Genomic DNA, 25,941 nt, shown 5'->3' on the forward strand with positions numbered 1-25,941 from the left:
TTCGCTGTGACGTCATGTTGCCAGGACATCGAGCGGTACCTGCAAGCTGGCGGCGAGCGCCTGAGCCTCCAGATGCCCGGCAGGTGCCAGCAGACGCAGTTCGGCCCCCGCTTGCGACGCCATTTTCTGTGCTTGGTTCACCAGCCGTTCAGCAACCCCACGGCGACGGGTAACTTTTCGTACGCATAAATGGGACAAGTACCAAACGTCGTGGTGCCTTTGCAGAATGCCGGCACCGAGCAGGCGATCATTGAAGCGCCCGGTAATAAAAGTCCCGTCAGCGAGTGCGCTTTCGATCAGCCCGGCCTCCCCGGAAAATGGCGCGAACAGCCATTCAGGGGCGTCGCGATAGATCTTCTGCAGATCCTGTTGATCCTGATAACCGGCGTCTTTCAAGGCTTGGACAATGATCGGCATGGCGTTTTCCTGGTGGTACGAGAACAGATGACTGAAAAAAGGTGATATCAGTTTGGTTTTTCTGTCATCTGCAAATGGTAACCTTCGCCCGTTCGTCCGTCCTTCTGCGACTTAACGTCGCGCCTTCAAGGAGCTTCACCCAAAAAAACGGTCATGCCTGCGTGCATAAAGGCCGGGGGTGAACAGTGGCTGGCGAACCATACTAATAATTGGGGGATACACAATGAGCACGAGCATCACGGCGGACGGCCTCAAAGCCGATCAGCCCGCGTTCCTGTCCAAGGAACGCATCATCGCCAAGCCCGGTTTCAACCGTTGGCTTGTCCCACCGGCCGCTCTGGCCATCCACCTGTGCATCGGCATGGCCTACGGCTTCTCGGTGTTCTGGTTGCCGCTGTCCAAGGCGCTGGGCGTTACCGCTCCGGTGGCTTGCGCACCGGACATGAGCTTCATCGCACAAGTGTTCTCGTCGCAATGCGACTGGCCGATCTCCATGCTCGGCTGGATCTACACGCTGTTCTTCATCTTCCTCGGCTGCTCGGCAGCGATCTGGGGTGGCTGGCTGGAACACGCTGGGCCGCGCAAGGCTGGCGTTGTCTCGGCCCTGTGCTGGTGCGGTGGTCTGCTGATCTCGGCGCTGGGGATTTATACCCACCAGATCTGGCTGATGTGGATCGGCTCCGGCGTGATCGGCGGTATCGGTCTGGGCCTGGGCTATATCTCGCCGGTCTCGACCCTGATCAAGTGGTTTCCGGACAAGCGCGGTATGGCCACCGGCATGGCGATCATGGGTTTCGGTGGCGGCGCGATGGTCGGTGCACCGCTGGCAACTGCGCTGATGAGCCACTTTGGCTCGGCTGAAGGTGTTGGTGTCTGGCAGAGTTTCGTCGCCATGGCCGCGATCTACTTCGTGTTCATGATCGGTGGCGCTTTGGCTTACCGCGTGCCGCCTACCGGCTGGAAACCTGAAGGCTGGACCGCGCCGGCGAAGAAAGCCGCAAACGCGATGATCACCAATCGTCACGTGCACGTGAATGTGGCGTGGAAAACCCCGCAATTCCGTCTGGTCTGGCTGGTTTTGTGCCTGAACGTGTCCGCCGGTATCGGCATCCTCGGCATGGCTTCGCCACTGCTGCAGGAAGTGTTCGGCGGCAAATTGCTGGGTGTTGATGTGCCGTTTGGCCAGCTCGACGCCGGGCAACTGGCTTCGATCGCGGCGATTGCTGCCGGTTTCACCGGTCTGCTGAGCCTGTTCAACATCGGTGGTCGCTTCTTCTGGGCCTCGTTCTCGGACTACCTGGGTCGCAAAAACACCTACTTCGTGTTCTTCGCCCTGGGTTTTGCCCTGTACGCGCTGATTCCGAACATGGGTCATTTGGGCAACGTTGCGCTGTTCGTAGCGGCGTTCTGCATCATTCTGTCGATGTACGGCGGCGGTTTCGCCACGGTTCCGGCGTATCTGGCCGACCTGTTCGGTACGCAGATGGTCGGCGCGATCCACGGTCGTCTGCTGACTGCCTGGGCTGCGGCCGGCGTGCTCGGTCCGGTTTTGGTCAACTACCTGCGTGAGTATCAGTTGAGCATCGGCGTTGAACGCGCTGCCGCTTACGACATCACCCTGTACATCCTCGCCGGTCTGCTGGTGCTGGGCTTCCTGTGCAACCTGATGGTCCGTCCGGTGGCCGACAAGTACTTCATGACCGACGCTGAACTGGCTGCCGAACAGGCACTGGGCCACGACAAAGGTGCTGATGCCAGCACGGTTCTGGAGTGGAAAGCCGCACCGGGCAGCAAGCCGCTGGCAATCGCCGCGTGGCTGGCTGTGGGTATTCCGTTGGCGTGGGGTGTGTGGGTGACCCTGCAGAAGACGGCGGTACTGTTTCACTAAGTTCGTTTCTACCTGATCGTTCCCACGCTCTGCGTGGGAATGCCTCCCGTGACGCTCTGCGTCACATTCGAAGCGGACGCAGAGCGTCCGGGGCTGCACTCCCACGCAGAGCGTGGGAGCGATCAATGCCCTTTATGGCTTGTATGGACATGTCTACCCGCGACAGCCGGGCGTTCTATCCGTCAGCCATCTCACCTCTCATGTTTCTGTTTGCTTCCTGCGTGCCTATAATGGCTGCCTTTTTCGCCCAATGATTTTGCGGAGCTGGTGATGGCCGAACGTAAGGCGTCTGTCGAGCGCGACACTCTGGAAACCCAGATCAAAGCCTCGATCAACCTTGATGGCACCGGAAAGGCCCGATTCGATATCGGTGTTCCTTTTCTTGAGCACATGCTGGATCAGATCGCCCGTCACGGGTTGATCGACCTGGATATTGAATGCAAGGGCGATCTGCATATCGACGACCACCATACGGTGGAAGACGTCGGTATCACCCTCGGCCAGGCATTTGCCAAAGCCATCGGCGATAAAAAAGGCATCCGTCGCTACGGTCATGCCTACGTGCCGCTCGATGAAGCGCTGTCGCGCGTAGTGATCGACTTCTCCGGTCGTCCAGGCCTGCAGATGCATGTGCCGTACACCCGCGCCACCGTCGGCGGCTTCGACGTTGACCTGTTCCAGGAATTCTTCCAGGGCTTCGTCAATCACGCGTTAGTCAGCCTGCACATCGACAACCTGCGTGGCACCAACACTCACCACCAGATCGAAACCGTGTTCAAGGCTTTCGGCCGCGCGCTGCGCATGGCCGTCGAGCTGGATGAGCGCATGGCCGGGCAAATGCCATCGACCAAAGGCGTTCTGTAATGCAGACGGTTGCAGTTATCGATTACGGCATGGGCAACCTGCACTCGGTGGCCAAGGCTCTGGAGCACGTCGGCGCCGGCAAGGTGCTGATCACCAGCGATGCGGCCGTGATTCGCGAAGCTGACCGCGTGGTGTTCCCCGGTGTTGGCGCGATTCGCGACTGCATGGCGGAGATCCGTCGCCTCGGTTTCGACTCGCTGGTGCGCGAAGTCAGTCAGGATCGTCCGTTCCTCGGCATCTGTGTCGGCATGCAAGCCTTGCTCGACACCAGCGAAGAGAACGACGGCGTCGATTGCATCGGCCTGTTCCCGGGTGCGGTGAAGTTCTTCGGCAAAGACCTGCATGAAGACGGCGAGCACCTGAAAGTCCCGCACATGGGCTGGAACGAGGTGAAGCAGAAGGTCAGCCACCCGCTGTGGCATGACATTCCGGACATGGCGCGTTTCTACTTTGTGCACAGCTACTACATCGCTGCCGCCAATGCGCGGCAGGTGGTGGGTGGCGGTCATTACGGCGTCGATTTCGCTGCAGCGCTGGCCGATGGCTCGCGTTTCGCCGTGCAGTTCCACCCGGAGAAGAGCCATACCCATGGCCTGCAATTGCTGCAGAACTTCGCAGCGTGGGACGGTCGCTGGTAAATGGCTGCCAAGAAGTCCAAACCGCCGATCCTGACCCTCACTCCCGAGCAGGAGAGTGACGCCAATCGCAAGATCCAGCGGTTCATGGAGGACCGTTTCGAACTGGACCTGGGTTCGTTCGAAGCAGCGGAAATTCTTGAGCTGTTTACCCGCGAAATTGCTCCGCACTATTACAACAGGGCGATTTTCGATGTGCAGACCCACCTCAAAGAGCGGTTTGAAAGCATCGAAAGCGACCTGTGGGCGCTCGAAAAAAATTAGGAGCAGCTGCAAGCCGCAAGCTTCAAGCTGCAAGAACTGGTACACCGCATGCTCGCAGCTAGTCGCTTGCAGCTTGCCGCTCTTTTGACGAAGGAAAAAGCATGCTGATTATTCCCGCTATCGATCTTAAAGACGGTGCCTGCGTACGTCTGCGCCAGGGCCGCATGGAAGATTCCACAGTGTTCTCCGATGACCCGGTGAGCATGGCTGCCAAGTGGGTGGAGGGCGGTTGCCGCCGTCTGCATCTGGTCGATCTGAACGGCGCGTTCGAAGGCCAGCCAGTCAATGGCGAAGTGGTCACCGCGATCGCCAAGCGCTACCCGACATTGCCGATCCAGATCGGTGGTGGCATCCGTTCGCTGGAAACCATCGAGCACTACGTCAAGGCTGGCGTGAGCTACGTGATCATCGGCACCAAAGCCGTTAAAGATCCGGCGTTCGTCGCTGAAGCCTGCCGCGCGTTCCCGGGCAAGATCATCGTTGGTCTGGACGCCAAAGACGGTTTTGTCGCCACCGATGGCTGGGCGGAAATCAGCACCGTACAGGTCATCGATCTGGCCAAGCAGTTTGAAGCCGACGGCGTGTCCTCGATTGTTTATACCGACATCGCCAAAGACGGCATGATGCAGGGCTGCAACGTGCCCTTCACCGCTGCGCTGGCCGCTGCCACCAAGATCCCGGTGATCGCTTCCGGCGGCATCCACAATCTGGGTGACATCAAGTCGCTGCTCGACGCCAAGGCGCCAGGCATCATCGGCGCCATCACAGGTCGCGCGATTTATGAGGGCACGCTGGATGTGGCAGAAGCCCAGGCTTACTGCGATAGCTACGCGACCAGCTCCAAGCTGTAAGCTGCGAGCTGCAAGTTAGAAGCGCGACCGCGTCCGCTCTTTCTTGCAGCTTGAAGCTTGAAGCTTGCAACTCTTAATCGGAGATTAAGCCCATGGCGTTAGCCAAGCGCATCATCCCTTGCCTGGACGTGGACAACGGCCGGGTCGTCAAAGGTGTGAAGTTCGAGAACATCCGCGACGCCGGTGACCCGGTGGAAATCGCCCGTCGCTACGACGAGCAGGGTGCCGACGAGATTACTTTTCTCGACATCACCGCCAGCGTCGATGGCCGCGACACCACGCTGCATACCGTCGAGCGCATGGCCAGCCAGGTGTTCATCCCGCTGACCGTCGGCGGCGGTGTGCGTACCGTGCAGGACATTCGCAATCTGCTGAATGCCGGCGCGGACAAGGTGTCGATCAACACCGCTGCCGTGTTCAACCCGGAATTCGTTGGCGAAGCCGCGCAGCATTTCGGCTCGCAGTGCATCGTCGTCGCCATCGACGCCAAGAAAGTCTCCGGTCCCGGCGAAACCCCGCGCTGGGAAATCTTCACCCACGGCGGGCGCAAGCCAACCGGCCTCGACGCGGTCGAGTGGGCGAAGAAAATGGAAGGCCTCGGTGCCGGCGAGATCCTGCTGACCAGCATGGATCAGGACGGCATGAAAAACGGTTTCGACCTCGGCGTGACCCGCGCGATCAGCGATGCGCTGGGCATTCCGGTGATCGCTTCCGGTGGCGTCGGCAACCTGCAGCACTTGGCTGACGGCATTCTCGAAGGCCATGCCAGCGCAGTGCTGGCTGCGAGTATTTTCCACTTCGGCGAATACACTGTGCAGGAGGCCAAGGCCTATATGGCCAAACGCGGCATCGTAATGCGTTAAGCGTCAAAACTCATACAGGCCAGTGGACAGCATGGCGCACCCAAGGCACTCTTGGGCACGCCATGGATTTCGGTAGCCCGACATGATCAAACGCCTGCTTCTCGTTCTCGCCAGCGCCTCTCTGTTGCTCATCAACACGGCCCGCGCCGAAACCAGTCCCGACACCGATCTGGTGCTCCTCACCGAAAACTTCCCGCCGTACAACATGGCGAAGAACGGCAAGAATTTCGCTCAGGGCGAGAACATCAACGGTATCGCCACCGACATCGTGCGCGAAATGTTCAGGCGTGCCGGCATCACCTACAGCCTGACCCTGCGCTTTCCTTGGGAGCGCGTGTATAAGCTCGCCCTGGAAAATCCTGGCTACGGTGCTTTCGTGATGGCGCGCCTGCCGGACCGCGAAAAGCTCTTCAAATGGGTTGGCCCGATCGGCCCGGATGACTGGATTCTGCTGGCCAAGGCTGACAGCAAGATCGCCCTTGAAACCCTCAATGACGCACGCAAATACAAGATTGGCGCCTACAAGGGCGATGCGATTGCCGAGACATTGGCCAAGCAAGGCCTGAAGCCGATTGTCGTACTGCGCGATCAGGACAATGCAAAGAAACTGGTCAATGGCCAGATCGATCTGTGGGCAACCGGTGATCCTGCCGGGCGTTATCTGGCACGGCAGGACGGTGTCACCGGTCTCAAGACCGTGCTGCGCTTCAATAGCGCAGAACTGTATCTGGCGCTGAACAAGGACGTCTCCGACGAAGTGGTCACCAAACTCCAGACCGCACTGGATCAGTTGCGCAAAGAAGGCGTGGTGGACGAGATCATGGGGCGATATCTGTAGCCATTGGCAGCTCCGGCACCGGTAGTGCAGCGATGATTTCTTCGTCTGCTACAGGCGCCTGGGCGATCGTTTCCACAACTGGCTCCGCTGCAGTAACAACGTCGGTCTCAGGCTCCATCGGCGCATATTGGCTGATGTGCAAGCTGCCGCCATCGGTGTAACTGAAAGCATCTGTCACGGATGTGCCGTCTGCGCGCAGCAGTCGGTAGTCACTTTGCACCAGATACGCCGCCACGGACCTGTTTTTGTCCACGACAGCAACCACATCAATCGCTGCTGTGTTGAGCCATTCGTTCGAGTGTATTTCGCATTGGGTGAAGTCATGGCCCAGCCGCGCCGAAAACAACAGCGGGTCGTGCAGGTTGGTCTGCCATGGTGCTCCGAACTCGACAGAGGTGGTCTGGGTGAACGCCTGCAGGCTTCCTGCGCGCTGCGCGCGGGGCGCTGTCCACCTGAATATCTGGCTGTGGTTCTCGGTGTTGTTCGCATGGCCGACCAGCAAGTACTGATCTGTGCGTTCCAGAAGATAGAAGGGCGAGTGGCTGAGTTGCTCGATACGAGAGTAGTGCGGATCTCTGACCGCGAACCAGGGAAGGAAGGCCACATAAGAAGGGTTTTCCGGCGCATCCACGGGCGTCGGCGTTTCTGCGCAAAGCACGGGTGCCGTCGGGCGCGGATTAACTTGAAGCGCAATCTTCAAGCGCAAGCAGTAGACCGGGAAGTTTGCCGGTTTGGTGTAGTCGTTCAACCCGACAAAGCTACCGCTTGCCAGGTGGATTTCACCCGATGGGGCGACTGGAGGAACGGCACTCCAGGTGCTGACGCGCTGACGAGCGCCGCTGCCCTTGTCGTTCCAGACCGGATCGCTGCTATTCGAGGCGATCACCAAGTCCTCGCGGACGCACCGCACAGCGTTGAATGAAGGCTTTTCGTGGTCGCTCGAACACACCGATCCCAAGGCTACGTAGCCTTCGGGGGGGATCGGTCGCCAGATCGACAGATCCCTTTTCGATCCTGAGCCAGAGTCTTTCCAGATCAACTCGTAATCGTCGGGGCGGCGTAGCGCCTTGCCTTTAGCGGGGTCGACGCTTGGAGCACCAGATTCGCAAACGACAGCCACCATTCTTTTGCCATTGATATTGCTGAGGCCTCTTGCGACGACGTCGCCCAGGGGGAAATAGCCTGGCAACACATCGGGGGCAGGGGTGGGGTGCCAGAAGGAAGCTGGTTTTGCCTGCAAACCGTCGGTGTCCCAGACGCGGAGATGCTCTGTCGTGAAGCTGACCAGCAGGTTGTCGATTCTGATGGGTTCGATTTGCCCGGCAGGCGGGGTGATCGGGGCATTGGTTGTCATGGTTACTCCTGATAGTTCAAAGGCGACTCGAGGGAGTCGCGACCTGTTGCAGGTCTCACTATCCGGAAAGGGGGCGGGGGACTGGCGGTAACTATGTATTGAGCAACGTGACAGGGTATTACCGATAAACCCCGTCTTTACCGTGGCCGCTCATGGCGCGATTGCTGCGCACGCTGATCATTTGCTTGATGTCGATCCACTCGACTCCCTGCGCCTTGAGTTTGGGCAATTCGCGCTCCAGCACAGCCAGTGTCTGTGGATACGGATGCCCGATCATCACTGCCGAACCCTGCTTGTGCGCCAGGCTGATCGCCGTCTGCAATTGCGTGGAGATCGCCGCTTCAGTGCGTTCGTCATCAAGAAACACATCCCGCGAGACACTGGCCAGATCGATCTTCTGTGCCTGCTGCGCTGCCACGGTTTGTGCGCTGGTGCGGCTGTCGACGAAGAACTTGTGCCGGCGCTGCAACTCAGCCATCAACCACGCCATCGCCACCGGTTGCGCAGTCATGCGGCTGCCCATGTGGTTATTGATGCCGGCGGTGTACGGGACCATTTTGAAAGCGGCGTTGAGGCGTTTTTCCAGTTCTTCGATCGGCAGCTCGGGATGCCAGGCGTACGGCCCGGTGGCCGGGTCCATCGGCATGTGCAGGATGACGATCTTGCCGGCGCGATGCGCCTCGCGGGCGAACTCGGTGGCGTGGGGGGTATCGGGCATGATCGCCGTGGTCACCGGGCCGGGCAGGGCCAGCACGCGGCGATCCCGGGGCAGGTTTTGCCCCAGATCGTCGATGATCAGTGTCAGGTAGGCTTTGTGTGGCTTTGGGCTGGCGGGCTCTGCGTGAGCAGCACCCGCCAGACAGCACAACAGAACGAAGACGAACCGCAGAGACATCCTCAACGGCCGGACGTGATGCTCAGGCCTTTGAGCAGGCTCAGGGCCTGGGCCAGTTGATAATCGTCATCCTGCGGCATGGCTTTGGCCTTGCCGCTGGAACCGCTCGGTTTGTCCGCACCGCCGTTGCCGTTGCCCAGGTGACCTTGCAGGTCGGCTTCCTTGAAGTAATCGCTGTCGGCCTCGTTGGTGATCTTGGCCTTGCGCACTTCGATGTCCGGAACAATGCCTTGCGCCTGGATCGAACGGCCATTTGGCGTGAAGTACAGCGCCGTGGTGATCTTCAGTGCGCGATCGTTGTTCAACGGCAGCACGGTTTGCACCGAGCCTTTGCCGAAGCTGGTGGTACCCATGACCACGGCGCGCTTCTGATCCTGCAGGGCACCGGCGACGATTTCCGAGGCCGAGGCGCTACCACCGTTGATCAACACGACCATTGGCACCGCTTCGCTTTCGTCTTTGCCGGTAGCGGAGAAGCGCAGTTCGGAATTGGCGATCCGGCCTTTGGTGTAAACGATCAGGCCTTTGGTGATGAAGTGGTCGACCACTTCCACCGCCGCCTGCAGCACGCCGCCCGGGTTGTTGCGCAGGTCGAGAATGATGCCGTTGAGCTTCTTGCCGTTGTCCTTGCGCAGCTTGGCCAGAGCCTTGGAGACCTCTTCGCCGGTCTTGACCTGGAACTGGGTGATGCGGATGTACGCATAACCGGTTTCCAGCAACTGCGCCTTGACGCTCTTCACCTGAATCACCGCACGCGCCAGAGTCACGTCGAACGGCGTGCCGCCGTCGCGAACCAGGGTCAGGGTGATTTTCTGGCCGATCTTGCCGCGCATTTTGTCCACGGCTTCGGTCATGGTCTGGCCGCGTGTCGGCTGGCCGTTGATCTTGACGATGAAGTCGCCGGCCTGAATGCCGGCCTTCGATGCTGGCGTGTCATCGATTGGCGAGACGACTTTGATGAAACCGTCTTCAGCGCCGACTTCAATGCCCAGACCGCCGAACTCACCGCTGGTGCTTTCCTGCAACTCGGTGAAGTCTTCCGGGCCGAGGTACGCCGAGTGCGGATCAAGGTTGCTGAGCATGCCCTTGATCGCGTTTTCGAGCAGGGTCTTGTCGTCCACCGGTTCGACGTAGGCGGCTTTGATCCGGTCCATGACCTCGGCAAAGGTGCGCAACTCTTCCAGCGGCAGGGGCGCCTTGGAAGTCGCGGCAGTGCCTGCCGGAGCGACGGTCGGGGCCGGTTGCGCGGCGAACGCCAGAGGCGCGCCGATCACCAGAGCGATCGTCAGGGCCAGCGAGGTAAGGCGGGACAAATGCAGCATGTCGAACGAACTCCTTAATTAGGCGGGCGCTTATCCTTGCGCACGACACCATTGTGCTGGATCACTCGGGTGACCCTGCTGACGAATTGCGAAATACAGCGCTGGTGTGTCCTGACCGCCACTGTTACCGACAGTAGAGATCGACTCACCGGCTTTTACCACGTCGCCGGCCGACTTCAGCAGCGTCTGGTTGTGACCGTAAAGACTCAGAAAACCGTTGCCATGATCGAGGATCACCAGCAGCCCGGCGCCACGCAACCAGTCGGCGAACACCACGCGACCACCGTGTACGGCATGCACCTGGCTGCCGGCGGAGGCGCTGATCATCACGCCGTCCCACTTGGTACGGGCGTCGTCGCCTCGGGTTTCGCCGAAGCGTGCCAGCAGTCGACCATCAACCGGCCATGGAAGTTTTCCCCGGGTTGCAGCAAAAGGACCACCGAAGGTCTCGCCGCTGCTCGAGACCAGCGCGCCGGGAGTGGATCTGGCGGGTTTTCGTGGGGCGTCGCTGTTTTCAGCCTGCGCCTCACGCAAGCGCTTTTTTTCCGCTTCCTGCTGGGCGATCAGCGCTTTCTGCCGCGCTTCTTCTGCCTCACGAGCCTGGCGGGCCAGGGTTTCTTCAATGGTTTTAAGGACTTTAGACAGGTCTGCCTGATCCTGCTCGCGCGCGGCCAGTTTCTGATCGCGGGCCTTCACGTCATCGTTGAGCTTGGCGAGAACCTGCTGGCGTTCCTTGCGGACTTTCTCGAGTGCATCGCGCTGAGTATCGAGGTCGCTTTTCTGCACCAGCAATTGCGCTTGCTGCAAACCGATGTCTTTTTCGACATTGGCCAGTTGGCGCAGGGTTTCGTTGAAGCTCTTCAACTGCTCCAGGCGCGCCTGGCTCAGGTAATCGTAATAGGTGAGGGTGCGGGCGAATTTCTCGGGATTCTGCTGGTTGAGCAGCAGTTTGAGGTATTCCTGCCGACCGTTCTGATAGGCCGCACGGGCCTGAATGGCGATCAGTCGCTGCTGTTCAGTGCGCGCGCTCTGGAGTTTTTTTTTCTCTGCATCGAGCCGCTGTAGCTCGGATTCGCTTTTCTGCAGTTCTTTCTGCAGCGCGTCGACCTGCTTCTGCAACTTGCCCAGCTCGGTTTCAGTGCCCTTGAGCTCTTTCTGTACACCGGACTTTTCTTCCTGGACTTTGCTCAGCAGCTTTTTCAGCTCGGCAATGTCCTGACGCGTGGCGTCCAACTGTTGTTGGGTTTGCGCGCGCTCGTCAGCGAAGGCCGGTTGGAGCAGGCAGGTCAGAGCGAGGGCGATCAGGACGCGGAGCATAGAGGCGGGCGACACCAGGGTAAGGGACGGCCTAGTATGCCCGCCCGAGGCTGCAAAAAAAACGCCCAATTGGGGCTGTGTGATAACTGGCCTGAAAAACACCCCGAACCATTGTAGGAGTGAGCCTGCTCGCGAAAGCGGTGTGTCAGGCGACATTGATATCGACTGATCCATCGTATTCGCGAGCAAGCTCGCTCCCACAGGGTTTTGTGGAGTTTGATCGGGCGGATTACACCAAGATAGACGTGCCGGTCATTTCCGCCGGTTTTTCCAGGCCCAGCAGTTTCAGCATGGTCGGCGCTACGTCCGCCAGCACGCCACCTTCACGAACTTTCAGGTCACGCTTGCCGACATAAATGAACGGCACTGGCTCGGTGGTGTGTGCGGTGTGTGCTTGTCCGGTGGATTCATCGGCCATCTGCTCGACGTTACCGTGGTCAGCGGTGATCAGTGCTTCGCCGCCAACCTTCTCCAACGCATCGACAATACGACCGACGCAAGTGTCGAGGCATTCCACAGCCTTCACTGCCGCATCGAACACGCCGCTGTGACCGACCATGTCACCGTTGGCGTAGTTGACCACGATTACGTCGAAACGCTGGTTTTCGATGGCTTCAACGATACGGTCGGTCACTTCCGGCGCGCTCATTTCCGGCTGCAAGTCATAAGTGGCGACTTTCGGCGATGGGATCAGGATGCGTTCTTCGCCCGGGAACGGTTCTTCGCGACCGCCGGAGAAGAAGAAGGTTACGTGGGCGTACTTCTCGGTTTCAGCGATGCGCAACTGGGTTTTGCCGTTCTTCGCCAGATAGTCGCCGAGGACGTTTTCCAGACTGCCCGCGGCGAACGCCGACGGTGCAGGAATGCTCGCTGCGTATTGGGTCAACATGACGAAACCGGCCAGTTTTGGCTGGCGGGTGCGCTCGAAATCCTTGAAGTCATCTTCGACGAACACGCGGGTCAGCTCGCGAGCGCGGTCGGCGCGGAAGTTCATGAACACCACGGCGTCGCCGTCTTCGACTTTCACCGGCTCGCCGATGGACGTGGCTTTAACGAACTCGTCGCTCTCGCCGCGCGCGTAAGCAGCGTCCAGACCTTCCTGTGCGGTGGCGGCGTTGAATTCGCTGTTGCCATCGACGATCAGGTTGTACGCCTGGGCGACGCGGTCCCAGCGGTTGTCACGGTCCATAGCGAAGTAGCGGCCGATGATGCTGGCGATGCGGCCCTTGCCGAGTGCCTGGAAGGTCGCATCGAGCAGCTCGATCGACGATGCAGCGCTTTTTGGCGGGGTGTCGCGGCCATCAAGGAAAGCGTGCAGGTAGATTTTTTCGGCGCCGCGCTTGAAGGCCAGTTCGGCCATGGCGATCAGGTGATCCTGGTGGCTGTGCACGCCGCCATCCGACAGCAGGCCCATGAAATGCACGGCTTTACCGGCGGCCACGGCTTTATCCACAGCGGCGCAGATCGTCGGGTTTTCGAAAAACTCGCCGTCACGGATCGATTTGGTCACGCGGGTGAAGTCCTGATACACCACGCGGCCGGCGCCGAGGTTCATGTGGCCGACTTCGGAGTTGCCCATCTGGCCGTCCGGCAGACCGACGTCCATGCCGCTGCCCGAGATCAAGCCGTTCGGCACGGTGGCCCAGAGGCGATCGAGAACAGGCTTCTTCGCCGCGAAAACGGCGTTGGATTCGGGGCTGTCGCTGTGACCGAAGCCGTCGAGAATCATCAGGACCAAAGGTTTAGGCGTAGTCGTCATGGAATCCACTCGTGGCTAATAAAGAAGAGGGCGATGGAAAAGGGAGTTGGAGTTTAAAGCTAAGTTCCGACCGCGTCACCGCCGGACGGGGTTTGGCCGACCATAGTGGCTGTGTATACTGGCCGACATTTTAACGCCCTGGAACCTCCTTCGATGGTTGCTCACCTGATTGAATTTGCCACTAACCACTACATTCTTGTCGGTATCTTCGTCGTACTGCTGGCTCTGCTGCTGGCGCACACGATGCAGGGCGGCGGTAAAAGCCTGAGCACCGGCGAACTGACCGCGCTGGTCAATAAAGATGCAGGCGTGGTGGTGGACATCCGTCCGGCCAAGGATTTCGCTGCCGGCCACATCGTTGGCGCCGTGAACATTCCCCAGGACAAACTGGCTGCACGCGTTGCAGAGCTGGAAAAACACAAGGCCAAGACCATCATTCTGGTCGACGCCCTGGGCCAGACCGCCGGCACCCACGCCCGCGAACTGATGAAATCCGGCTTCACCGCCGCCAAGCTGTCCGGCGGGATTTCCAGCTGGAAAGGCGACAACCTGCCGTTGGTGAAGTGATATGAGCGAAGTCATCGTCTACTCCAGCGATTACTGCCCTTATTGCTCGCGAGCCAAGTACCTGCTCGAGAACAAAGGCGTGGCCTTCAAAGAGATCAAGGTCGATGGCAAGCCGCAGGTGCGCGCCGAAATGACCCAGAAAGCCGGGCGCACGTCCGTGCCGCAGATCTGGATCGGCAGCAAGCACATCGGCGGTTGTGATGATTTGTATGCCCTGGAGCGCGCCGGCAAGCTCGACGCGCTGCTCAAGGCCTGAACGGCTGCACCCACGTACAGCACTCCCTAAAAGACCCAAGATCAGAAAGGATCTGAGATGACTGACCAACAGAACACTGCAGCCAGCGAAGAAGAAACCGCACCGCAATTCTCCTTGCAGCGCATCTATGTACGCGACCTGTCCTTCGAAGCCCCGAAAAGCCCGGCGATCTTCCGCCAGCAGTGGGATCCGGCTGTTGCGCTGGATCTGAACACTCGCCAGAAAGCGCTGGAAGGTGATTTCTACGAAGTCGTGCTGACCCTGTCCGTTACCGTGAAAAACGGCGAAGAAGTCGCCTTCATCGCTGAAGTGCAACAGGCCGGTATCTTCCTGATCAAGAACCTGGATGCGGCTTCGATGAGCCACACTCTGGGTGCGTTCTGCCCGAACATCCTGTTCCCGTACGCGCGCGAAACCCTGGACAGCCTGGTGACCCGTGGTTCGTTCCCGGCACTGATGCTGGCGCCGGTGAACTTCGACGCTCTGTACGCGCAAGAATTGCAGCGCATGCAGGAAAGCGGCGAGACGCCAACCGTTCAGTAAGCGGTCTGGGCTACAACGAAAAAAGCGCCGTAACAGGCGCTTTTTTCTTGGCTGATCGTTCCTACGCTCCGCGTGGGAATGCCTCTGGGGACGCTCCGCGTCCAGTGACGCGGAGCGTCACGGGCTGCATTCCCACGCAGAGCGTGGGAACGATCAGGTGTGGTGTTACTTGAAGTCGTTCTGGCGCCAGGCTTCGTATACAGCGACGGCCACGGTGTTAGACAGGTTCAGGCTGCGGCAGCCTTCGCGCATCGGCAGGCGCAGGCGTTGCTCGGCGGGCAAGGCATCGAGCACCTCCGCCGGCAGGCCACGGCTTTCCGGGCCAAAGATGAACGCATCCCCCGGGACAAACGCGGCATCATGAAACGGTCGCGAACCCTTGGTGGTGAACGCAAACAGTCGCGGGTTGCCCAGGCTTTCCAGGCAACTGGCGAGGTCCGCGTGGCGCTGTAGCGTGGCATATTCGTGGTAGTCGAGACCGGCACGGCGCAAGCGCTTGTCGTCCATCTCGAAGCCCAGCGGTTCGATCAAATGCAGGTGGCAGCCGCTGTTGGCGCACAGCCTGATAACGTTGCCGGTATTCGGCGGAATTTCTGGTTGAAAAAGGATGACGTGAAACATGCACGGCTCCGAAGGTAAAGATGAGCGGCATTCTACGCCGCCTGTGGACAACCGTTCGAAACTATTCCCGCGTGTCATCGGTTCGCTGGCGATTGTCGGCTTGATGATCGGTTTGATGATCGGCCGCCTGACCACGCCGGACCCGACTGTGCTACAGCAAGTTGAGGTGACGGAACAGGGGCTGGTGGTGTGGTTCAACAATGAGCCAAAGCTGCATGGCGAGATCATCGATGGCACCGTGGCGCTGCTGTTTCAGGCTGAAGGCCAGGCGCAAAAGGGCCAGCTCAGGCTCAACGGCAAAGACGTCAACTGGCGTACGCGCAAAAGTGACGGCGGATTGCTGTTGACGGTACTGGCGGCGCGGCCATTACAGGGCGACTGGGCTGGCAGCAAGGTCGACGACCGGTGGCGGCTGGAGATTCGCTTGCAAGCGAACTGAGCGCAAAGCTGCCGCCTCTCTCCGGTTCTCCTACGTTTCCTGGCGTTGTTTCCCGCTTCGCCAGTCTGCCTTTCCTATCTCCTTCAACACCTGTGCACGCTATCGTGCGCTGCTCCTTTAAACCGGCAGGATGCCAAAACCATCGTCCCTTCGCGTGAATGCCAGGGGCGACTTTTTCAAGGATGAAAAAACATGCCAGTAAAACCACCTACCGGTGGCAGTAGCCACGTAAGAGTGGATGCGTCCACCAGTCCGACCCGACCGGCGGAGGTGAACATTGAGCTTCCCGGTCCATCGGGCCGCAGAGGTTCCGGCTCAGATATCTTTCCCGATAATCAGCAGTCGCGAGCCGGGGGATCCGGCACTACAGATATGGAATCCATCCACCCGACGCCGGCCGTCGTCGTACACACGGTTCCCGTTCAAACCCCTCGGCTGGCACCTCAGCCGTCGCTGGATCATTACGTCATCCCCGCCAAGGCATTACTTCCAGACGCCAACGACGAAGGTTTAAGGGTTTTCAACAATCGTTCCTACGCTGAGGTGGCCGATGGCGTTTTTGTTCCTGTCGCCGTGGATCCGAAGACTGGATTGCATCGTGCCCGGCGGCCAAGCGAGCTGCTTTTAGGACCGGTGATGTTGCGTAACGCCGATAGCGGACTCTGGTACCAGCGTACGCTCGTCGAGCGCAGCACCCGGGAGCAGGTCCGACGATACCTTCCTGAAACCACCGATCTGGACGCCGACGCGTTCATCGCACGGTTCGAAGACAAGGATGTGGCGGATGTGGAGCTCAAACGGATCGAGCGTGAGTTCCCTGAGCTGGAGCGCACGTACTTCAATGTCAGCGAGGAAGTGGCGAGCCAGCTTCGCAGGCTTTACAAGTGGCAGGGCGAACCCGGTGAGCGCGTCTATCACGAAGGCCGACTAGTGGGTTTCAAGATGGATATCGACCTTGGTGCCCGGCAATTCGGTTTTCCTGTCTCTACAACATTCAACTCTGTTGTCGCCCTTACCTTCAGAGCGGGTGGACATCAATATTCGTATCGTTTATCTGCGCAATTTCCCAACATTGAAAGTCTGACGGTGGTTGGCTTGCCATCCATTCTCCCTGGCGGTAACTCTGCATCGAGGCTAAAGATTGAGCGAGGTTTCGATCACGAATTGGCAAAGCTTGCCCATTTACGCGAGCTGAACCTGCAAAACTGCGATTTGCCAGCCGAGTTCTCGCTGGCAGGTATGACCGAACTGCGAGCCTTGGCACTCGGCAACGTTCAGGGGGTGACGGATCTGAATGCCGTAGTGAACGGCCTGCCAGGGCGGTTGAGCTTGCAGGTTCTCGATCTGCAGCGGAATGCGTCCTTGAAAGTGGCACCTGACGTGACGGGGATGGCCGAGTTGCGTGTATTGGATCTGACGCAGACCGGTATAGACCAGCTCCCGCTCGGGCTTGATGCTGACAACGGGCCGTTACGACTGGAGGTATTGAAGCTCGGAGACAATGCGCTGTCTGCTATGCCTTCACTGAAAGTCAGGACTGCGCTGCAGGAGCTGGATCTTTCCAACACCGGTCTGGACAGGTTTCCGGAGGGCGTCACATCCGATAATCCCGGGAAAGTGCTGAATCTTTCGAATAACCGTATTACATCGATCCCCGAGTCCGTTGAAATCAGAGCGGGCTTCAATCTCATGGGCAATCCCATAACGGATCTGGCGACTCTGCGGCGGCTGAGGGACGCGCGTATAAAAACAGGCATCGACATTTGGCTGGGAAAAAGAAGTACTGATAGCTCGCCAAATGCGTGGCTGCGACATTTGCCGCTAGAGGAACTGTCGGAAAATTTGAACGTTTGGAACAGTTATGGCCATTCTTTGTCAGGCGTGAGGCAAATCGTCTGGGACCTGGCTCGTACCCCCGAATTTCACGTTGAGCGCCCGCTTTTGCAGCAACGGGTCTGGCAGTTTTTCGAGCGCTACAGAAAGGCTGAGTCCGGCGTCAAGGCCAGGCTGGAGAGCATTTTGTGGAATGAGCCCAGTCCTTTGAAAAAGCTGGAGAGACTGGAAGCAGAAACAGGGCTGTCAAGCGAACCACTGCCGGCGGGCCCGGTGCTGCGCAGTGATACCGGCAGCGACGTTGGGCACTTGCTCGATGCCGCTGAGCCAACCACTCGAGCGCAGGTCCGGAAATACTTCCCGGACGTGACCGATCAACAAGCCGATCACTTTCGCGTGCACTTCGGTGACAAGGATGCGGCAGAGGTTGAGCTAAAACGGCTCCAGCTTGGACTTGCTCAACTGGACTCAAAACTGCGCCTTTGGCCGAGTTCCTCCAGGTTCTACGGAAATGAATTGGGTCCCACATTGCGCCGTCTGTACACGTGGCAAGGGGAACCTGACGAGCTGGTCTTTCACGATAAGCGGCCGGTGGGTTTCAAGTTGTCTTCGACTCTTTCGGTATGGCCAGATCATTGGGCACTGCCAACACCCTTCAACTCCGTCGTTTCCCTTGAACTAAGTGGGATACGCATGCCTCTTCCGGAAGGTTTTCTTTCAGCTTTCCCTAATCTTGAAAGTCTGGGGGTGGTTTTCGGATATGGAATGACTTCTGATAATCCCGGCCTGCGGCTCACCGTGGAACCGGGCAATATTGAAGGCCTGGCAAGGCTTGCGCGGTTACGAGAGTTGAAGCTGCAACGGGCTAACTTGTCGCCTGATTTTTCGGTGGCCGGCATGACCGGGTTGCGTTTATTGGATCTGGAGCAGAACGGACTAACCCACCTTCCAGGACTCAATGCCGATAACGGGCCGTTGCGATTGGAAGTATTGAAGCTCAGCCATAATCGGCTGTCTGTTGCGCCTTCAGTCAAAGGAATGACCGCGCTGAAGGAGCTGGATCTGTCCAATTCAGGGATAGACAGATTTCCGGAAGGCATCACCAATGAGATTCCCGGGAAAGTGTTGGATCTGAGGAATAATCGTATTACATCGATTCCCGAATCCGTTGAAATCAGAGCCGGCTTCAAGCTCAGTGGCAATCCTGTTACCGATCCGTCTTCCCTGCGACGGCTGATACATGCCCGTATCGCAACGGGTACCGATATCTGGCTGGGAGATGCAAGTCATGATCGCTCGGCAAATCTTTGGCTGCGAAATGTGCCGCCGGGAAAAGAGTTAATTGAAAAACTGAAGCTGTGGGACAGCTTCGGCCCCGACTCGCGTCTGCTGGACGCGATCCGGCAACTGAGTCGAACACCAGAGTTTCATGTCGAGTACCTGCTTTTGCAGCGACGGGTCTGGTCGTTCCTCAAGATCTACAGCGAGCGCGGAGCTGGCGAGCAGGCACGGTTCGACAACATTTTGCTCACAGAACGGAGCCCCGGAAAAATGCTCGACAGGCTGGAAGCCGAGATTCGGGAATATGACTCTGGGCGGCAAAATCCGCCGCTGCATCATTTGCCCAAGCGTCCGAGACTTGATCCGTAAAAGTCTCGACGGGTAATACAGAAGCGTGGCGCTCCATTGATACCGGCAGGATGCCAAAACCTTCGTCCCTTGCGCGAATGCCAGGGGCGACATTTTCAAGGATGAAAACATGCCAGTAAAACCAACTTCCGGTGGCGGTAACCGCGTGCAAGTGGATGTTTCCGGCAGCCCGAACCGGCCACCAGACGTGAACACTTCACTCCCCGGCCCGTCGGGCCACAGAAGTTCAGGTGCCTTCCCCGATAGTCCGTCGCCGCGAGCAGGGTCGTCCAGGGTTACCGACGCGGATATCACTCCTCCGATTCCGGCCATAGTGGTTCATGCGGCTCCCGTTGAAGTCCGTCCTCCTGCACCTCAATTGTCCCTGCAGGATTACCTGATCAACCCCGCAGAAAACCTTTCAGCAGCCAACGGAGAAGGTTTACGGATTCACAACAAGCGCACCTACGTCGATCTGGTTGATGGCGGCACTGTTCTTGTTGCCGTGGATGCAAAGTCCGGATTGCATAAGGCGCGACTCTACACGGAACGGCTGCCGTCAGGGCCGGTGCTGCTTCGCGATACCCGCAGCGGCCTTTGGTATCCGCGTGGAGTCGTTGAACCCACCACCCGAGCCCAGGTCCAGAAGTACTTTCCGGAGGCGACCGATCAACACGCGGATGACTTCATCGCCCGGTTCGGTGACAAGGATGCGGCAGAGGTGAAACTCAAGGATCTTCAGCTTGGGTTTGTCAGGTTGCACCACGAAATCAGCGCCTGGGAGGCCACCTACAAGGGCAGCGCCGACCACGAGCGCAACAGACGACTTGCGATCGGGGACAAATTTCGTCGGTTGTATAAATGGCAGGGTGACGAAAGCGAGAAAGTCTACCGGGACGGGCGGCTGCTGGGCTTTGAGTTGGAGCTCGATCTTGGGACTCGCGCCAACCTCAATTTGCCGATTTTTTCCAAACGACTGGACTCGGTTGTTTCTCTAAGCCTGAAGGGCAACGTTGTACGTAATCTGGGAGATTTTCTGTCCACGTTTTCTCATGTTGAAACCCTCAAATTGAAAGAATTCGGCATACGCGGTAAAGAATTACTGGATGCTATCGCCATGATTTCAGAGTTGAGAACCCTGAGTATTCAGCACACCAATCTAAGGCCGCTGCCTCCCGCTGAATTGCAGTTCAAAGTGTTGCCCCGTTTACAAGAGCTGGATCTGAGCGACTGCACCATACAATCTGATCTGTCAGTGTCCGGCATGACGGAGTTGCGAGTGTTGAAGGTCAGCAACTCTTATTTGCTGCATTTGCCTGAAGGGCTGAACGACTTGGCCTTGCGCTCACGTTTGCGAGTGCTGGATCTGCATGATGATCGATATCTGCAGGGGGCCGTTACGCTGTCCGGTATGTCCGAGTTACGGGTGCTGGATTTGTCGGGTACCAACATGAGTCCAGACTTCGATGGGTTTGATTCCAAGGCCGGGCCATTGCCGTTAGAGGTATTGAAGCTGGCGAGCATTCCGTTGCGGGATGCGCCGTCGCTCATGGCAATGCCTGCGTTACGGGAGTTGGATCTCTCGCACTCCCTGATAAAACAGTTGCCTGCCGGGTTGGGGGCGGAGGGAGGGCCGTCAAGGCTAGAGGTATTGAAACTCAGTGGAAATCCTCTGTCTTCCGTGCCAACGCTGGAAGGCATGACAGCGCTGCGGGAGGTTGATCTGAGTTATACCGGAATAGACAGGTTTCCAGAGGGCGTCACACGTGAGATTCCCAAGGACCGCTTACGTCTCTCCAACAATCTAATAACGTCGATCCCCGACACCATCGAACTCAGGCAGGGTTTTGAACTGATTAACAACCCGATATCCGACCCCGCTTCGCTTCGCCGACTAATGACTGCACGTCGACAAACAGGCGCTGACATCTGGCTGGGGGGGGAGTTGCCGAACTATCCGCTGCGGATGGATTACTGGATGAAAGATGTACCCGCGGAGCAGTCCCAGGAAAAGCATGATCTTTGGGAGTGGTTCAAACAGGATCGTCAACACTCGCAAATTACCTCGAGCATGGCAAAACTGACCAGAACGCCTGAATACCAGATCGAACAACAATCTTTGCAGCTTCGGGTCTGGATGTTGCTCAATAACTACCGGAAAGCCGATCCGGTTGTTCAGGAGCTAGCAAGAGCAATTGGAAATTACGAGCATAGTCCTGCAAGGATGCTGAACAGGATGGAAGATGAAATACGCAAACATCGCGAAGGCGGCGAACCCGCCCCTGCATTGCCCAAGCGTCCTCGATTGACACCGGGCTGAACGCCTCGCCATGAGTTGTAAAAGCGGGAATCCCTGACCTGCCTGTATCAGGGTTCCCAAAAGGGTGGACTTCGCTTGCAGCGTCGGTCCGGTATAAAGAGGGAACCCCCGGCCTGCCTGTACCAAGGATCCCAAAAGGGTGGGCGCATCGCGTTGCGGTGCGCGCCGGTGTAAAGGGGGGAATCCCCGGCCTGCCTGTACCAAGGTCCCCGAAAGGGTGGGTGAATCGAATCACCTGTCAGAGGTATTGCAGGGGGCGTGCCAGGTTTTAATTTGTTGAAACAAAAAATCTGGTCAGAAACGCGAAAGCCCCGGGGTTCGGGGCTTTCGTGTTTTTGGATAATGGTTTTGTCGGTGTTTTCAGAACGCAGGGTGCAGATGCGGCTGTGCGCGATCACGGGTCATTGTGCATTGATGCGGTGCACGGTGGCCCCTCACCCTAGCCCTCTCCCAGAGGGAGAGGGGACTGACCGAGTTGCCCGGTCAAAATATACCGACCTGAAATACCGAGCCGAACTCAGATTTTGAACATCACATAAATCGGCTCCCTTCCCCCTCTACCCCTTGGGGGAGAGGGCTGGGGTGGGTAAAGACCGGGTACATCCTTTACGTTTGAGACCGGGGACATGGTTTACAGGTATTAATCATGGTCAGGAGGTGCTGACCATGCCCTGGAATCAAGAGTCCCCAATGGATCAACGAGTGAAGTTAGTCAGTGACTGGCTTGGCGGCAGCTACACCAAGAGCCAATTAAGCCGGCGCTATGGTGTCAGCCGTCCAACCATCGACAAGTGGCTGGAACGATACGCAGCGTTGGGCGTAGATGGCTTGAAAGAGCAATCGCGCAAGCCGTTGAACTGTCCTCATCAAACGCCCGACGAAATTATTGCCACGCTGCTGGCCAAGAAAAACGAACATCCCGATCGGGGACCCAAGCAGATCATTGGTCGCCTGCGCGATTCCGATCCGCATATCCAATGGCCGGCCGCGAGCACCGCCGGGGAGTGGTTGAAGAAAGCTGGTTTGGTGGTGGCGCGACGGCCCTATCCCCCGCGTCCCCGTGCTCCAACACATTTGCGTCCGGTCGACGCGCCCAACCAGACTTGGTGTGCTGATTACAAAGGGCAGTTCAAAATGCAGGACGGTAATTGGTGCTACCCGTTGACCATTACCGATCAGATGAGCCGCTTTTTATTCGTCTGTCGCGCCTTGCCCAGTACGCACGGAGCGCCGACGCGGGAAGGCTTCGAGTGGGCTTTTCGAGAATATGGGCTGCCGGATGTGATCCGCACTGACAATGGCGCTCCTTTTGCGTCGACAGGTCTGGCGCGACTTTCGAAGTTATCGGTTTGGTTCATCAGGCTTGGAATCCATGTCGAAACGATTACGCCTGGCCGTCCCGACCAAAATGGGCGACATGAACGGATGCATAGAACGCTAAAGGCAGCAGTGCCACCGGCGGAAAACATGGTGCGCCAGCAGCTGGCTTTTCAGGAGTTCATCCAAGACTTCAACCACCACCGACCGCACACCGCGCTGGGCATGAAACCGCCGGCATCTGTCTATAGCCCGTCGACACGCGCTTATCCTGGTTACTTGCCTGCGTTTGAATACGGTTCCGATGTTGAAGTACGCAAGGTTCGGTCAAATGGGGAAATTAAATGGAAAGGACAGCTGATTTTTCTAGGAGAGGCTCTGATTGGAGAGGACATCGCGCTGAAGGAAGTGGCTGATGACGCTTGGGAACTGTACCTTTGCACCCACTGTTTAGGCAGGCTTGAAAACGGCGCCAAACGCGTTTCAAGCCTTTAAAGGTGTAAACGATGTCCCCGGTCTAATTTGTAAAGGATGTACCGGTCTCTACAGTGAGGGGGATGGATCCTGAGCACACAACAATTCTCAAGCGTTAACCCTCATCCCCCTCATCATCATCCCCACCATCCACCTTCATGCCCAATTCCTTGATCTTGCGCGTTAGGGTATTACGCCCCCAACCCAGCAAAACGGCAGCATCACGACGACGCCCGGCGGTGTGCTTCAGCGCCGTCTCGATCATGATCCGTTCAAACGCCGGCACCGCGCTGTCGAGCAGGCTCGACTGGCCACGCGCCAAGGCTTGATCAGCCCACTGACGCAGCGCCTGCTCCCAGTTGGTCACCGGCGCCGAATCCTGCGGCAGGTTCAGCAGTTCTGGCGGCAGGTCGCTGATGTGCACTTCGCGCCCGGACGCCATCACGGTGATCCAGCGGCAAGTGTTTTCCAGCTGACGCACGTTGCCGCCCCACGGCAGGTTCTTCAGGTATTCCTCGGTCTCGCTTTTCAGCAGTTTTGGCTCGACAGCCAGTTCCTGCGCGGCGCGGCTGAGGAAGTGTTTGGCCAGGGTCGGGATGTCTTCACGACGATCCGACAGGCGCGGGATGTGGATGCGAATCACGTTGAGGCGATGGAACAAGTCCTCACGGAATTTGCCGGCGTGCACCAGGGTTTCCAGATTCTGGTGCGTCGCGGCGATGATGCGTACATCAACCTTGACCGGCACATGCCCGCCAACGCGGTAGAACTCGCCATCGGCCAATACGCGCAACAGGCGCGTTTGCGTATCCGCCGGCATGTCGCCGATTTCATCGAGGAACAGCGTGCCGCCATCAGCCTGTTCGAAGCGACCGCGACGCAGGTTGGCTGCGCCGGTGAATGCGCCTTTCTCATGGCCGAACAGCTCGGATTCCATCAGATCCTTGGGGATCGCCGCCATGTTCAGCGCGATGAACGGCGAGGCCGCGCGCGGGCTGTGGCGGTGCAGGGCGTGGGCGACCAGTTCTTTACCGGTACCGGATTCGCCGTTGATCAGCACGGTGATGTTGGAGTGGCTCAAGCGCCCGATGGCGCGAAACACTTCCTGCATCGCCGGCGCTTCGCCGATGATTTCCGGGGTGCGGGTCAGTGCTGGCACCACTTCCAGGCCTTGCTGTTCTTGCGCGTGCTGATTGGCACGTTTGACCAGCGACACCGCCTCATCAACGTCGAACGGCTTCGGCAAATACTCGAACGCGCCGCCCTGATACGAGGCGACAGCGCTGTCCAGATCGGAGTGAGCGGTCATGATGATGACCGGTAACCGTGGATGCTGCTCGCGAATCCGCGCCAACAGATCCAGACCGCTGGCGCCCGGCATGCGAATGTCGGAAATGATCACGTCCGGCTGCTGACGGGCCAGGCGACTCATCACGCCATCGGCGCTGTCGAAGCTCTGGGTGGTCATGCCTTCCTGCTGCAAGGCCTTTTCCAGAACCCAACGGATAGAACGGTCGTCATCGACGATCCACACGGTTTCACTACGGCTCATGTCGATGTGGCTCCTTGTTCCAGTGGCAGAAAGATCGAGAAGGTGGTGTGGCCTGGATGGCTGTCACACTCGATCAGGCCCTGATGCTGGCTGATGATGTTCTGGGTAATGGCCAGGCCCAGCCCGGTACCGTCCGGGCGACCGCTGACCATGGGAAAGAAAATGGTTTCCTGAAGTTCCGCCGGGATCCCGGGGCCGTTGTCGATGATCTCGATCTTGGTCACCAGTCGATGGCGGACGTGGCCGATGGTGAACTGGCGCATGGTCCGGGTGCGCAGACTGATGCGGCCCAGACGCAGCTCGTTCTGGCTGCTGATCGCCTGCATCGCGTTGCGCACGATGTTCAACACGGCTTGAATCATTTGCTCGCGGTCGATCAATACGTCAGGAATGCTTGGGTCGTAATCGCGCACCAAGGTGATGCAGCCCTGACTTTCGGCTTCCACCAGTTGGCAGACGCGTTCGAGCACTTCGTGGACGTTGCACATCGCCAGCGACGGCAGCTTGTTCGAGCCGAGCATGCGGTCGACCAGATTGCGCAGGCGGTCCGCCTCTTCAATGATCACGTTGGTGTAATCGCGCAAGCTATCTTCCGGCAGTTCGCGGGCCAGCAGTTGCGCAGCGCCACGGATGCCGCCGAGTGGGTTCTTGATCTCATGAGCGAGGCCGCGCACCAGCATCTTGCTGGTTTCCTGTTTGGACAGCTGCGCCTCTTCCTTGGTGATCCGCAGCAAGCGGTCACGCGGGTGGACTTCCAGCAGCAACATCGTGGCGCCGTTGCTGAGAATCGGCGTAACCGCATAATCCACGGTCAACGTCTGGCCGGTGAGGGCGGTGAGCATGGCTTCGCGTTTGGTAAACGGATGCGCCTGTTCCACCGCCTGGCGCAGGGAATTGAGCGCCTCGGTGGATTCGGTGAACAGCTCGCTGATGAACTGCCCGTGGCTACGCTGCCCGCTGATGGCGAGCAGCATCTCCGCCGCCGGGTTCATGTACTCGAGGCGCAATTCGGCGTCGAGCAGGATCGTCGCGGTAGTCAGGTTATCGAGCAGCAAACGGTGGATTGCGTCGCTAATGGTCATCGGAGCCTCTTTTGGGGGCGGAGCGTGCGCAACAAGCAAGC

Annotated in this window: 23 protein-coding genes; 14 read left to right on the top strand and 9 right to left on the bottom strand. The window is 58.6% G+C overall.

Going from position 1 to position 25,941, the window contains the following annotated elements:
* Positions 1–12: 12 nt before the first annotated feature.
* On the bottom strand, positions 13–417 hold the full coding sequence (locus tag ACZZ0G_RS13455) for an acetyl-CoA sensor PanZ family protein (RefSeq protein WP_463556449.1): 405 nt from the start codon (positions 415–417) through the stop codon (positions 13–15).
* A gap of 223 nt (positions 418–640) precedes the next feature.
* Between ACZZ0G_RS13455 and ACZZ0G_RS13460 the strand changes: the two genes are divergently transcribed.
* The 7 genes from ACZZ0G_RS13460 to ACZZ0G_RS13490 all read left to right on the top strand — a co-directional run bounded on the left by ACZZ0G_RS13460 (position 641) and on the right by ACZZ0G_RS13490 (position 6,620).
* A complete protein-coding gene (locus tag ACZZ0G_RS13460; RefSeq protein ID WP_463556450.1) occupies positions 641–2,305 on the top strand; it encodes an OFA family MFS transporter in 1,665 nt (554 codons plus the stop codon).
* Positions 2,306–2,575: 270 nt separating this feature from the next.
* On the top strand, positions 2,576–3,169 hold the full coding sequence (gene hisB / locus ACZZ0G_RS13465; protein WP_007909204.1) for an imidazoleglycerol-phosphate dehydratase HisB: 594 nt from the start codon (positions 2,576–2,578) through the stop codon (positions 3,167–3,169).
* Positions 3,169–3,807 carry an imidazole glycerol phosphate synthase subunit HisH gene (gene hisH, locus ACZZ0G_RS13470; RefSeq protein ID WP_007909206.1) on the top strand — a complete coding sequence of 213 codons (639 nt, stop codon included), beginning with the start codon at positions 3,169–3,171 and terminating at the stop codon, positions 3,805–3,807. The genes hisB and hisH overlap by 1 nt, the downstream gene beginning before the upstream one ends.
* Positions 3,808–4,068 (top strand): DUF2164 domain-containing protein, encoded by a 261-nt coding sequence (locus ACZZ0G_RS13475; protein WP_122593988.1) that lies wholly within the window; start codon positions 3,808–3,810, stop codon positions 4,066–4,068.
* Between the two features lie 101 nt (positions 4,069–4,169).
* A complete protein-coding gene (gene hisA, locus ACZZ0G_RS13480) occupies positions 4,170–4,919 on the top strand; it encodes a 1-(5-phosphoribosyl)-5-[(5-phosphoribosylamino)methylideneamino]imidazole-4-carboxamide isomerase (protein WP_463556451.1) in 750 nt (249 codons plus the stop codon).
* Between the two features lie 92 nt (positions 4,920–5,011).
* Positions 5,012–5,782, top strand: coding sequence for an imidazole glycerol phosphate synthase subunit HisF (gene hisF, locus ACZZ0G_RS13485; RefSeq protein WP_007909211.1), 771 nt, complete (start codon positions 5,012–5,014; stop codon positions 5,780–5,782).
* Between the two features lie 82 nt (positions 5,783–5,864).
* Positions 5,865–6,620, top strand: a complete 756-nt coding sequence (locus ACZZ0G_RS13490; RefSeq protein WP_463556452.1) for a substrate-binding periplasmic protein — start codon at positions 5,865–5,867, stop codon at positions 6,618–6,620.
* On the opposite strand, the gene ACZZ0G_RS13495 is transcribed toward ACZZ0G_RS13490, so the two are convergent.
* The 5 genes from ACZZ0G_RS13495 to gpmI form a co-directional block, all read right to left on the bottom strand.
* Positions 6,601–7,974, bottom strand: a complete 1,374-nt coding sequence (locus ACZZ0G_RS13495; protein WP_463556453.1) for a Vps62-related protein — start codon at positions 7,972–7,974, stop codon at positions 6,601–6,603. The genes ACZZ0G_RS13490 and ACZZ0G_RS13495 overlap by 20 nt on opposite strands.
* A gap of 118 nt (positions 7,975–8,092) precedes the next feature.
* Positions 8,093–8,869: a divergent polysaccharide deacetylase family protein gene (locus tag ACZZ0G_RS13500; RefSeq protein WP_463556454.1), complete on the bottom strand. Its 777-nt coding sequence runs from the start codon at positions 8,867–8,869 to the stop codon at positions 8,093–8,095.
* Between the two features lie 2 nt (positions 8,870–8,871).
* Positions 8,872–10,191, bottom strand: a complete 1,320-nt coding sequence (locus ACZZ0G_RS13505; RefSeq protein ID WP_463556455.1) for a S41 family peptidase — start codon at positions 10,189–10,191, stop codon at positions 8,872–8,874.
* A 30-nt stretch (positions 10,192–10,221) separates the two neighbouring features.
* Positions 10,222–11,508, bottom strand: coding sequence for a murein hydrolase activator EnvC family protein (locus ACZZ0G_RS13510; protein WP_463556456.1), 1,287 nt, complete (start codon positions 11,506–11,508; stop codon positions 10,222–10,224).
* Between the two features lie 229 nt (positions 11,509–11,737).
* Positions 11,738–13,267 carry a 2,3-bisphosphoglycerate-independent phosphoglycerate mutase gene (gpmI, locus tag ACZZ0G_RS13515; RefSeq protein ID WP_463556457.1) on the bottom strand — a complete coding sequence of 510 codons (1,530 nt, stop codon included), beginning with the start codon at positions 13,265–13,267 and terminating at the stop codon, positions 11,738–11,740.
* 153 nt (positions 13,268–13,420) lie between these two features.
* Here gpmI and ACZZ0G_RS13520 point away from each other — a divergent pair, with 153 nt between their 5' ends.
* From ACZZ0G_RS13520 to secB, 3 genes are read left to right on the top strand one after another with little or no spacing between them, the layout of a single operon-like run.
* On the top strand, positions 13,421–13,834 hold the full coding sequence (locus tag ACZZ0G_RS13520; RefSeq protein ID WP_016986346.1) for a rhodanese-like domain-containing protein: 414 nt from the start codon (positions 13,421–13,423) through the stop codon (positions 13,832–13,834).
* Between the two features lies 1 nt (position 13,835).
* Entirely contained in the window at positions 13,836–14,090 is a 255-nt protein-coding gene (gene grxC, locus ACZZ0G_RS13525) for a glutaredoxin 3 (protein ID WP_038359971.1), read from the top strand.
* Between the two features lie 57 nt (positions 14,091–14,147).
* Positions 14,148–14,633, top strand: a complete 486-nt coding sequence (gene secB, locus ACZZ0G_RS13530; protein WP_007909233.1) for a protein-export chaperone SecB — start codon at positions 14,148–14,150, stop codon at positions 14,631–14,633.
* Positions 14,634–14,798: 165 nt separating this feature from the next.
* Here secB and trmL read toward each other — a convergent pair whose 3' ends face one another.
* Positions 14,799–15,254 (bottom strand): tRNA (uridine(34)/cytosine(34)/5-carboxymethylaminomethyluridine(34)-2'-O)-methyltransferase TrmL, encoded by a 456-nt coding sequence (gene trmL, locus ACZZ0G_RS13535; RefSeq protein ID WP_027611265.1) that lies wholly within the window; start codon positions 15,252–15,254, stop codon positions 14,799–14,801.
* Here trmL and ACZZ0G_RS13540 point away from each other — a divergent pair.
* From ACZZ0G_RS13540 to ACZZ0G_RS13555, 4 genes are all read left to right on the top strand, one after another.
* A complete protein-coding gene (locus ACZZ0G_RS13540) occupies positions 15,253–15,693 on the top strand; it encodes a hypothetical protein (protein ID WP_463556458.1) in 441 nt (146 codons plus the stop codon). The genes trmL and ACZZ0G_RS13540 overlap by 2 nt on opposite strands.
* Positions 15,694–16,065: 372 nt before the next feature.
* Positions 16,066–19,176, top strand: coding sequence for a leucine-rich repeat domain-containing protein (locus ACZZ0G_RS13545; RefSeq protein WP_463556459.1), 3,111 nt, complete (start codon positions 16,066–16,068; stop codon positions 19,174–19,176).
* 109 nt (positions 19,177–19,285) lie between these two features.
* On the top strand, positions 19,286–21,475 hold the full coding sequence (locus ACZZ0G_RS13550) for a leucine-rich repeat domain-containing protein (RefSeq protein WP_463556460.1): 2,190 nt from the start codon (positions 19,286–19,288) through the stop codon (positions 21,473–21,475).
* 666 nt (positions 21,476–22,141) lie between these two features.
* Positions 22,142–23,287 (top strand): integrase core domain-containing protein, encoded by a 1,146-nt coding sequence (locus ACZZ0G_RS13555; RefSeq protein WP_463556462.1) that lies wholly within the window; start codon positions 22,142–22,144, stop codon positions 23,285–23,287.
* A gap of 94 nt (positions 23,288–23,381) precedes the next feature.
* Here the strand turns inward: ACZZ0G_RS13555 and ntrC are convergent, their stop codons facing one another.
* Entirely contained in the window at positions 23,382–24,818 is a 1,437-nt protein-coding gene (ntrC, locus tag ACZZ0G_RS13560) for a nitrogen regulation protein NR(I) (protein WP_007909238.1), read from the bottom strand.
* Positions 24,815–25,900: a nitrogen regulation protein NR(II) gene (gene glnL / locus ACZZ0G_RS13565; protein ID WP_007909240.1), complete on the bottom strand. Its 1,086-nt coding sequence runs from the start codon at positions 25,898–25,900 to the stop codon at positions 24,815–24,817. Before glnL ends, ntrC begins: the two co-directional genes overlap by 4 nt.
* Between the last annotated feature and the right edge of the window lie 41 nt (positions 25,901–25,941).

The sequence above is a fragment of the Pseudomonas sp. AC169 genome (genome assembly GCF_979258515.1).